The following is an 11,149-nucleotide window of genomic DNA, read 5'->3' on the forward strand; positions in this document are numbered from 1 at the left end:
TATTTATATAACCTTACGTGATAACGTGAGGTTATTATTTTTTTAATAGGAGAGGAATTATGAAAAAAGTATTATTAGTTGATGGTATGGCACTATTATTTCGTGCTTTTTACGCAACAAGTGTCTACGGACAATTTATGAAACGACAAGATGGAACCCCTACGAACGGGATTCATGGTTATATGAAACACTTGTTAACAGCTACGCAAGCGATCGAACCAACACATATCGTTACATGCTGGGATATGGGAAGTACGACATTTAGAACAGAATCGTTCTCGAATTATAAAGCAAATCGTGCAGCGCCACCAGAAGAATTAATTCCTCAATTTGATTTAGTGCAAGAAATGACTGCGAAATTATCCATTCCAGTTATCGGTATGAAAGGCTACGAAGCGGACGATTGTATCGGTACGCTTGCAAAACAATATTGCAATGAAGCTGAAGTTTATATTTTAACTGGTGATACAGATTTACTTCAACTTGTTGATAAGAACGTTACAGTTATGCTTCTGCGTAAAGGAATTGGAAATTACGAATATTACACACCGGAGAAAATCATGGAAGAAAAAGGTGTAGAGCCGTGGCAAATCGTCCATGCAAAAGCTTTCATGGGAGATACAAGTGATAATTATCCAGGGGTAAAAGGTATCGGTGAAAAAACAGCGTATAAGCTTATTCAAGAGCACGGAACAGTATCCGCTGTACTAGAAAATGTAGAGTCATTAACAAAAGCGCAGCGTACGAAGATTGAAAGTGATTTAGAGAACTTAAATATTTCGTTACAATTAGCCCAAATTCACTGTGAAGTTCCAATTTCATGTTCACTAGAAGAAGGATTACACACAATGGATGAAGAAAAACTTAGATTTGTTTGTGAAGAAATGAATTGGGGAAGACCTGAAATATTAATAAATATGCTATAAATAGTTTGGGAAGAGGGATGTTGCATAAGTCGAACTTTGACTTGGTGACACCTTCTTTTTGTTTTTGTAAACAGTATTATAATAAATAAAATTATGTCGAACTCAATTTTAAATATATAAATATTTCGACAAGATATAATGATAAAAGTTGATGAAAATAATAACTTTTATCATGAAGTGAATTAATTTCAACATAGTTTTAGATAATCATTTTTTCGTGTTCACAAAGTTGTCAGAAAATAAACGGAATTTTCATATGAAGTTCAAATAGAATTCACAACAATCAATTATTATAAGAACACACAGATAATTCTTTATCTTTTATATAAACCATCCCCCAAGGAGGACAATGAAAATGAGAAAAAAAGTGAGAAAATCTTTTAAACAATTATTAATTGAAAATAAACAATCACTATTAAATAATAAAGAAAATATGAAAGAAATTGAAGAGAGAATTGAGAAACGACATGTAGCATATAGTGGTGCCAGTAATTAAATAAAATAAAAAAGATAGCCTATGTAGGCTATCTTTTTTATTTTATATTGAAAAAACGCTATTCAGCTCTTTAATTTTGTAAATATGCAAGATATTTTTATAGCGTTTTTCTATCAATATTACTCATTTTTCGAGGTTGAAATTGGTATATACCAATTTTTGAGATTTTCTATTCAAAATATTACAAAAAATGTTACAATACACTCAAATTTATACTATAAAATCATTTTAATATGAAAAATTGGAATGAAAAGAAAGGAGAGGAATATGAATAAAGATGTCGCTTTGAAATGATTATTATCATTTCATTAGGAGTTGATGTAAAAAGATGAAAAGATACGAAGAATTGGACTCTATAAGAGGGATTTCTTCATTAGTAGTAATGATTGGTCATCATTTAATGATTTTTTCAGCATTTCAAAATTACAGTTATGAAGATAATAAACCATTTGTTGTGTATCTATTAAAAGAAACGCCTGCTCGTCTAATTTTTAGTAGTGGTAACGAATCAGTTATTATCTTTTTTGTTTTGAGCGGATTTGTTTTGTATGAATCTATTCAAAAAAACTATAGTAGCTATGGGTCATACCTTTTAAAACGTATATGCAGAATATATATTCCTTATATTGTGGCAATAATTATAGCTATTGTATGCCAGATTACAATTAGTGAATATGGTATTTCTTATTTAAGTGAATGGTTTAATCGCTCATGGACGATTGAAAGTTCTTCAAGCTTAATCGCACAACATATTTTATTGGTTGGGAAATATAATACAGATGCATATAACGGTGTGATTTGGTCACTTGTCCATGAAATGCGAATATCAATAATTTTTCCGTTAATTTTGATGATTTGCTTACGAAAAACGTTAAGGTGTTCATTACTATTATTGTTTAGTTTTAGTATATGTTCTGTCGTAATATTATTTTTGTTTCGCTCGGGCTTAACATTAACAAGCTATGCATTAACATTGCATTACACAGTACTGTTTTTACTAGGAGCACTAGTTGCGAAGTATAAAAATAATTTAATAGTTTTTTATAGTAATTGTACTAAAAACACAAAAATTGCATGGTTTTTATTTGCGATTTTACTTTTTATGTATGAAGGGCTTATAGGAGAAATTAAAGTGCTCAATAATTTTATATTTCGAGACTACGTAGTGGCGATAAGTGCAAGTCTATTTGTCATATTAAGTTTGTCAATATCAACTTTGTCGTCCTTGCTACATAATAAATATTTGTTATATTTGGGGAAGATTTCTTACAGTCTTTATTTATACCATATTATATCGTTGTTTTCCCTTATATACATGCTCCATGAAATATTACCGTTGCCTATTATTTTAATTTTTTCACTTGTTTTTTCGTTTATACTTGCAATGCTTTCGTATGTATATGTAGAAAAATTTGCATTCGGAGTCGGAAAGTATGTAACAAAACAAGTGGATAGAAGAGAGAAAGGGTTATCTGTAAAGAGTGAATTGCAGGATGTTATTCAGAAAAGGGCGGTGAAATAATTGAAGCAAGAAATGAGTATAAAAGATTTTCAACAATTACTGAAAAGAAGATTCGTAACGATTATTTTAACGATGTGTTGTTTAACCGCTTCTTTAGTTCTTATCTCTATGTATGTTTTAAAGCCGTCATATCAATATTCAACGCAAATTCTTGTTGGGAATTTAGATGAGTTTAATAAGGAAAATTCAACAAATAAAACACAAGAAAATAAGCAACTAGTAACATCGTATGTTGATATTTTAAAAAGCCCATTAATTATTTCAACAGTCAAAAAAACTTTGAAATTAGAGCAATCAAGTTATGAATTAGCACAAAAAATCTCGGTTGTGAATACGGACAACTCACAAATTGTAACTGTTACAGTAAAAGATTCCAATCCGAAAATCGTGAAAGACATTGTAAAGACATTGGCAGAGCAATCACAACAAAGTTTTCAACAGTACACAAATGTACAAGGTGTGAAAGTGTTGACGGATCCTGAGTTACAGGAACAGGCTGAAAAATTGTTTCCGAAATTTCAACTGATCATTCCTATTTCTTTAATTGTTAGTTTTTTTGTTGGGATAGGTTTAGCTGTATTTCGAGATTATTTTGATGAACGTATATACACGGAACAAGATTTAGAGAAAATAACAACAGTCTCTGTTATTGGTCACATAAATGTGAAACCGAATAGAAAACAGAAATCTACAGAGATTGATAAACAATCATCTATATATCGAGGTGAACATGTCGATGTTTAGGACAAAGAAACAGCTGCCATTCGATTTGCATGATGATCTGATGAAAGAGCAGTTTTATACGGTGTATCACGAGCTGAAAAAATCTGGAAAACAACTATTCACAGTTAGTTCAACGAAGGACAGAGGGGTTGTTGCCTCACTTATAGTAAATATGAGTCTAGTGTTTGCAGAAATGAAGAAAAAGGTGTTACTTATTGATGTGAATTTTTCTGACCCTAAATTACATGTATTATTACAAAGTGATCACATGATAACAGTAAACGATATAATAAGCTCCTCCTCCTGCAATTATGAATCTTTTTCTAGTAATTTGTCTAAATACTTATATTGTATTCCTGCAAAAAAAACAGTACACACAGGGACGCCTTTAGTTGCTATGGATGAATTTGATAATGCGATTGCTAAGTGGAAAGAAGATTTTGATTACATTTTCGTTTATTCTTCTGAAGTATTTGAACTTCCTGCTACGCACATTATTGCAGGGAAATGCGATGGAGTGGTTTTAGCAGTTAAAAAGCAAAAAGATTCATTACGTACAGTGCAAAAAGTAATAGCGGATATAAATAGGAAAGAATGTGAATTAATAGGTATAATTTTATATTCTTGAATGTGGGGGTAACGATCCATGATTCGTGAAACAAATCAAGCCAAGTTGTATACGATTCCGGCTCAAGAAAAGCCTAGCATATTGAATCGAAGTGTAAAACGCTTGTTTGATATTATATTTTCAATCATATTGTTACTATTAACAATACCAATTATGTTGTTCTTTTGTATTATGATTACCTTAGAAACATCAGGGGCTCCAATATACTTTCAAGAACGTTTAGGTATAAACGGGAAGAAGTTTAATGTATTTAAATTAAGGTCGATGGTAAAGGATGCTGAAATGAACGGACCACAATGGGCAAAAGAACATGATCAAAGAATTACAAAAGTTGGATTGTTTATAAGAAAAACGAGAATTGATGAATTACCACAGCTCTTAAACATTTTAAGAGGAGATATGTCTTTTGTAGGCCCTAGACCAGAGAGAGAGTTTTTTTATAATGAGTTTGATGCGTATATTCCAGAATTTAAGGAACGTTTAATAGTAAAACCAGGACTAACAGGATGGGCACAAATAAATGGAGGGTATAATCTTGATCCAAAGGAAAAGTTGAGGCTGGACATGGAGTATATTGAAATGAAAACATTTCGGATGGACATCCGTATTTTATGTAAAACCGTTTTAATTGTATTGAACGGTAATGGTGCAAGATAAATATATATGTAAACAAACAACATATGTAAGTAGGTTACTTGCAAAGGAGAACTTGTATGGGTAGATCTATTCTAAGCAATATTATCCATCTATTTTATAGTACGATTTTAGCTAACCTTCTTCAGGCCGTCAGTTTAATTGTTTTAGCAAACTTTTTTAACGCACAACATTATGGGATGTTTAGTGTTGCCATAGCAGTGACGTTTGTTATGTTATTTTTTACAGACTTAGGACTTAGTAATACGTTTCTTCGAGAAGGGGCAAAGGATGGAGCAGATTTAGAGAAGATTTTATCATCGTATATAAAAATAAGGATGATTCTACTTATTTTTATTTCTATCATCGGTTATATTGCTATTCATTATATGTATGCGGATAAAAATTTAATTTATATGATGATAAACGTAATGTTTTTCATGTTAATAGGATTAACTTGGCAAAACATAGGGATTGCCTATTTTCAACTGACGGAACGTATGAAGTATATAGCGCTCATAAAAGTTGTATCAGCATCAGTTGTCATTATAATTACATGTTTTTGTATTTTCGGAGAGTTACCGGTGTATGTAACAGCTCGTTTATATGCTTTTGGGTATATGATTGGTGGTTTATTCAGTATATATATCATGAGAAGAAAGACGAAAATGAATATGAAAGTCGTAATTCATAAAGCGTTATTTTGGCAATTAACTCCCTTTATTATTAGCGGTTTTTTAATAATGAGTACGCCACAATTAGCGCCTATCTTGCTTAACTATACATTGCCATTAAGTATGGTAGGTGTTTTTGCAGTGGCGTACCGGATGCCGGCAGCTTTATATCAAGTACCAGGGGTAATTGCAGGTGCATTTTTTCCGGTGCTCTTTAAGCATTATAACCAGAATAATATAGAAGAGCATACGAAATTAAATTTACTTCAAATTAAATCAATGGCGATTGTAGGAATATGTATGACGATCGGTTTATATCATTTAGCACCATACTTTATTTCTATATTTTTTCATGAAGAATGGAGGAATGCAGTAGAACCACTCCAAATATTATCATTTCTTATTGTGCTACAAAGTTTAAATATTGCCATTGCTGACGGTTTAACGACGAGTGGTTGTCAAAATAAGAGGACTGTTGTGCAGTGTGTAGCATTGGTGATAGGTGGGGTTATGCTTTATAGCTTTAGTAGTCTTGGTGGAGTGATAGGAGCGGCATACGCTATGGTTTTATTTGAAATAGTCGCTTTAGTGGGATATATAGCGGTAAGTGTAGTGAAGAAAAAAATTGTATTCCAAATTGTAATACCGTATACAATTTATTTTGGTGTAACCTTTATTGGAGTGCAATATATATTGCATACATATCATTTAATTGCGCTTGTTCTTAATATACTAATTGTAGTAGCTGCCATATTCCTATATGATTATGAGCTAAAAAAACTTCTTCTTTCTTTTATAAGAAAAATACGCAAAAAGGATTATATTACGAAACAGGGGATATAGCCTATGGAAAATAATATGAAAGTATCAATGGGATGGATTATTCTTCTAATATTATTTGTCATGTTAAGTAAATACAATTTATATATTGGATTTTCATTGAAGATATATATGATTTTTTTAGTCATATATTTTTGTTTAACAATTAAAGACTTTCATATTCAAAAGTTATATTTTCATGAAGTTATATTTTTACTGTTTTATTTCATTTATTGTTTAAGCGGAATTCTTTCTATGTATTTAAATGCTAGTATTCGTATGATTTTTGGCGTGCTACTCGTTTTAGGATGCTATTTTATAATGAGAAATTTATTGGGGAATACTGAAATAGTGGTACTTGAATCATCTATTGCTTATGTAGGAATAGTATTTAATGTTGTAAGTCTACTACTCTATATAATCGGTTTACAATACTTTAGTTTATACGGTGGAGAAGAGAGAGAAATTTTTGCTGGATTATTAGTTGATAGAGGATATCCACGGTTAATTGGATTGCTAGATGATCCTAACATTTTTATTTTCTATAATACAATATTTTTTATGTACTATATGACGAATTTGCAAAATATCACTAACATCTTAGGGTTAATTTTATGTGTTACGACGAGTCTATTAACCTTTTCAAGAGGGGGAATATTAGCGCTTGTGCTTGTCATTTTTGTATATATATGTATGTCTAGTTTCGCTAAAAAAATAAAAATAATTATAAGTTTAGTATTGTTTAGTGTAGTTATTTTTAGTTTATCGAATAGTGTAATGGGGGGCCAATTAGATGACATATTAAATAAACGAATTTCTGATTTTTCCCATGATAATGGAAGTGGTAGATTTACATTATGGGAAGCTGCTTTTAAATATTATTTATCCAATCCATATATCGGAATCGGTGCTTTTAACTTTTCGAATTATTATGAGTATCAATTTAATGAAAAATTATATGTACACAATACATTTTTAGAAATCTTGTCTGAATCGGGTACAATTGGTTTTCTTCTATATAGCGCGTTTTTATTCATATTAATGTTCAAGCTAGCGCAGCATACTTTGTTTCGTGAAAAACCATATCTTCTATTGACTATGATTGCATTTATATTTCAGATGATGTCATTGTCACTCATTATTAACGAAGCATTCTTTTTATTTTTAGCAGTTGTTGTGAAGTATATTTCAATATATGAAGGAAGGGGAAAGATAGATGGTAAAATGTCTATCAGCACATAACGAGCCGCCTTATGTTTCTGTAATAACACCTTCTTATAATAGTATGCGATTTATAGGTGAGACAATTTTATCTGTACAGAATCAATCGTATGAAAACTGGGAAATGCTTATCGTTGATGACGGTTCAACCGACCAATCTGCCACAAAAATTAAAGATATAATAGAAGGAGACTCACGTATTAGGTTATTATCATTAAAACAAAATGTTGGTGCTGCTAAAGCTCGGAATTTAGCGATCCAAGAGGCGAGAGGAAGGTACATTGCCTTTTTAGATAGCGATGATATATGGTTGCCGCATAAATTGAAGACACAATTGTTATTTATGGAAGAAATGAATATTGCTTTTTCATATGCGTCGTATAGTTTAATTGATGAAAACGGTAATGAATTAAATCGTGAAGTGAGTGCACCAAAATCTGTTGACTATCATTATTTAGTAGGAAATACAATTATCGGTTGTTTAACAGTGATGATTGATCGTGAAAAAATTCCATATGTCGAAATGCCTAGTATACAGCCGGAAGATACAGCGTTATGGCTGAACTTATTACATGAAGGGTATGAAGCAAAAGGGATACAGCAAGTGTTAGCAAAATATAGAATTGTTACAAATTCTGTTTCTAGAAATAAAATTAGAGCAGCTTTCCGGTATTGGAAATTGTTAAGGGAACAAGAACGACTGAATTCGGTGCAAATTTTTTACTATTTTAGTAAGTATGCTTATCATGCTTATAAAAAAAATAAAATCAATGTAGTTGGGAAGACGCAATTATGAATATACTGTTGATGACAGATAAATTGATAACTGGCGGAGCCGAGAGCTATTTTTGTAAATTGGAAAGTAATTTGCGTTATGATGATTTTAAGATTTATACAGCTGCAGGTGATGGAGAACTATATGAATCTCTTACTAGAAAAGAAAATTTTATATTACTTAGTCGATGGAATCATTTGAGAAATATTTATTATTTACGAAACGAAATTTGTAATCGAAAGATAGAACTTATTCATGCAAATAGTTTGCGAATGGTATTATATGCTTTTCTAATTCAAAAGTTTATTAAAAAAAAGATGAAAATTGTTTATACGAAACATAATGTAACGATATTAGAAAAGAAAATGCCAACGCTTTTTCGTTATTTCATGAATAAATATGTGAACAATATTATTACAGTAAGTGAGTTTGAGAAGAATAATTTAATTTCAATTCATGTAGCAGAAGAAAAAATAAATACAATTTATAACGGTGTCGATATTGAAAAGTTTTTATTCCAGCAGAAAAAGAAAGAATCTACATATAAAATAGGGATATTAGCTAGATTATCCAAAGAGAAAAACCATCAACTATTTGTCAAAATTGCAAATGTGTTGAAAAAGAGAAATGATTTTATGTTTTATATTGCTGGTGATGGACCAGAGAAAGAATCGATTATGAAAGAAATAGAAAAATATGGATTACAGCAAAGGGTGAAGATGCTAGGGAATATTTCAGAGCCGCATGAGTTTATAGGGAATATGGATGCTTTACTTTTATTATCTTTTCGTGAAGTGTTTCCAATGGTAGTAATTGAAGCGATGGCTACAGGGACACCAATTGTTTCAATAGATGTTGGTGGAATACATGAAGCGGTAATAGATGGAGAATCAGGTGTTTTAATATCTGAATATTGCGAATCTGAATTCGCAAGTGCACTTGAAGAACTACAAGGGGATGAACAAAGGGTAAATGATATTAGATTGAAAGCACGAGAGAAAGCAGTGAGGTATTTCTCGTTAGCTAAAATGATAGAAGAAACGAAAAATATATATGAGTTAAACAAATGACCGGGTAGGTCGTTTGTTTTTTTTATTATAGAAACTTTTAAGAGAGAACTCACATATTATATGAAAAAAGGTAATATGAGGAGTGAATTTATTTTGTCAGAATATATTTCTTCCCAAGAAGATTGTGCGCCAGAAAGTAGCGTTCACATTGATTGTTTTGGCGCAGTTCCAAACTCGGGAAATGATAGCTCATTAGCAATTCAGCAAGCTATTGATTATTGTGTAGCGAATCGAATTTCGACGGTTAGAATTACAGGGGTAAATACGTACAAAATTGTAAAGCCGATTGTTATTAAATCAAACGTAAGATTAGAGTTAGATCCTACCGTAACGCTGCAAATTGATGGGGATTTTAATGCATTTGAGCTACAAAGTAACGCTTCGATAGTTGGTGGTACTATTCAAGTTATAAATCCATTGTTTCAATCGGCTGTCATTTATGTTTCTGGTTCACAACAAATCGAAGTACCTAATCAATCTGTTATATCAAATATAAATATAATAAATACAACTCCATCGTATAAAGGAAAAGCTATACATTTTTATTGTCAAAAGGCATGGGATTATATTAGTTTCTTTCAAGTCAAATTTATTCAAATTAAAAACTTTCAAACTGCAATATATTTGAAAACAGAGTATATAGATGATATCAATACACCTTGCTGGATTAATGCCAATGTATTTCAATCAATATTTATTGATGGATGTGTGTATGGGATTGAAGTAGATGGAAATAGTGATTTGCCAAATGAAAGTTCAGGAAATACGTTTCATGATATTCAAGTGCAATGTAGACAACAAACGAAAAAAGCAATTCGTTGCTCAGGTGCGTATAATACATTTGATTGTATGATTTGGGATACGTACCGGATGAGTAGTGAACAAATTGTCATTGAATTTTCTTCTAATTCGCATCGTAACTACCTTTTTTCAAATTTACTTTCTACAACTATTGTAGATAAAGGACAATACAATGTTTGTAAGTCTACCTATGAAGAATCTCTTCGAATTCAGTTACCGATTACGTTAAATAAACCACATTTAATAGGGAATCAAGATGATATTTTAGTAAATGCTCAGCAGAAGTATACGATTAAGCAAGTAAGTGGGAAAGTGCCTTACGGGGGGAATCTCGCAAATTGCTTTAATTTAATAGATGAACAAAGTGTAAACTATATTGACGTTCCAGATAGTAATCCAGTTGTAATTGAACTGGATTTTACGAAAAAACCAATACAAATGTTAAATTGTTTTGGAATGTATTTTGGGTGGGGAGAGAGCCCAAAGAAAATTAAAATTGAATATGCATTAAGCGCAACTGGAAGTTGGGTTATCGCGTTGGATGTTCCATTAAATGTTGGCGATACAATTATATCGAATATGAAGGCGAGTCAGTTATATAAAGTTAGAATTACATTAAGTGGTTATTCTCAAGATCATAAGCGTTTTCGAATTAATCGTATTTTTGCAAGGTCTTCTATGGAAAACGGGAACGCTTGGTTAGCGACAACTGGCGGAAGAATGTTTGGAGATATTGAAATAGAGGCAAGTAAAGGTATAATCATGAAGACTGCTAGTGGAGTGAAATGGAAAGTTACTATTAATGAAGCTGGCCAACTTATTACGACTAAGATAACTTGAGATGTTGTTTAATTGTATATC

Annotated in this window: 11 protein-coding genes; all 11 read left to right on the top strand. The window is 31.3% G+C overall.

The genetic code is table 11. The annotated features are described in order from the left end of the window. Positions 1 to 59: 59 nt before the first annotated feature. The 11 genes from GD442_RS07725 to GD442_RS07775 all read left to right on the top strand — a co-directional run bounded on the left by GD442_RS07725 (position 60) and on the right by GD442_RS07775 (position 11,128). Positions 60 to 926, top strand: a complete 867-nt coding sequence (locus GD442_RS07725; protein ID WP_000757072.1) for a 5'-3' exonuclease — start codon at positions 60 to 62, stop codon at positions 924 to 926. A 355-nt stretch (positions 927 to 1,281) separates the two neighbouring features. Beyond that, positions 1,282 to 1,422: an FbpB family small basic protein gene (locus GD442_RS07730; RefSeq protein ID WP_001228048.1), complete on the top strand. Its 141-nt coding sequence runs from the start codon at positions 1,282 to 1,284 to the stop codon at positions 1,420 to 1,422. 328 nt (positions 1,423 to 1,750) lie between these two features. Then, positions 1,751 to 2,944: an acyltransferase family protein gene (locus tag GD442_RS07735; protein WP_000833055.1), complete on the top strand. Its 1,194-nt coding sequence runs from the start codon at positions 1,751 to 1,753 to the stop codon at positions 2,942 to 2,944. After that, positions 2,945 to 3,688: a YveK family protein gene (locus GD442_RS07740; RefSeq protein WP_000807058.1), complete on the top strand. Its 744-nt coding sequence runs from the start codon at positions 2,945 to 2,947 to the stop codon at positions 3,686 to 3,688. Beyond that, entirely contained in the window at positions 3,675 to 4,295 is a 621-nt protein-coding gene (locus tag GD442_RS07745; RefSeq protein WP_002182617.1) for a CpsD/CapB family tyrosine-protein kinase, read from the top strand. The genes GD442_RS07740 and GD442_RS07745 overlap by 14 nt, the downstream gene beginning before the upstream one ends. 18 nt (positions 4,296 to 4,313) lie before the next feature. Then, on the top strand, positions 4,314 to 4,952 hold the full coding sequence (locus tag GD442_RS07750; protein ID WP_000617648.1) for a sugar transferase: 639 nt from the start codon (positions 4,314 to 4,316) through the stop codon (positions 4,950 to 4,952). Between the two features lie 56 nt (positions 4,953 to 5,008). After that, positions 5,009 to 6,445 (top strand): oligosaccharide flippase family protein, encoded by a 1,437-nt coding sequence (locus tag GD442_RS07755; protein ID WP_000533741.1) that lies wholly within the window; start codon positions 5,009 to 5,011, stop codon positions 6,443 to 6,445. A 3-nt stretch (positions 6,446 to 6,448) separates the two neighbouring features. Continuing rightward, positions 6,449 to 7,663 (top strand): O-antigen ligase family protein, encoded by a 1,215-nt coding sequence (locus tag GD442_RS07760; protein ID WP_000429868.1) that lies wholly within the window; start codon positions 6,449 to 6,451, stop codon positions 7,661 to 7,663. Further along, positions 7,638 to 8,438, top strand: a complete 801-nt coding sequence (locus GD442_RS07765) for a glycosyltransferase family 2 protein (protein WP_000237687.1) — start codon at positions 7,638 to 7,640, stop codon at positions 8,436 to 8,438. Before GD442_RS07760 ends, GD442_RS07765 begins: the two co-directional genes overlap by 26 nt. Beyond that, positions 8,435 to 9,487, top strand: coding sequence for a glycosyltransferase family 4 protein (locus tag GD442_RS07770; protein ID WP_001023708.1), 1,053 nt, complete (start codon positions 8,435 to 8,437; stop codon positions 9,485 to 9,487). Before GD442_RS07765 ends, GD442_RS07770 begins: the two co-directional genes overlap by 4 nt. A gap of 93 nt (positions 9,488 to 9,580) precedes the next feature. Further along, positions 9,581 to 11,128 carry a glycoside hydrolase family protein gene (locus tag GD442_RS07775; RefSeq protein ID WP_000006056.1) on the top strand — a complete coding sequence of 516 codons (1,548 nt, stop codon included), beginning with the start codon at positions 9,581 to 9,583 and terminating at the stop codon, positions 11,126 to 11,128. Positions 11,129 to 11,149: the final 21 nt, after the last annotated feature.

The sequence above is a fragment of the Bacillus sp. A260 genome, assembly GCF_009861435.1.
Taxonomy (GTDB): Bacteria; Bacillota; Bacilli; order Bacillales; family Bacillaceae_G; genus Bacillus_A; species Bacillus_A cereus.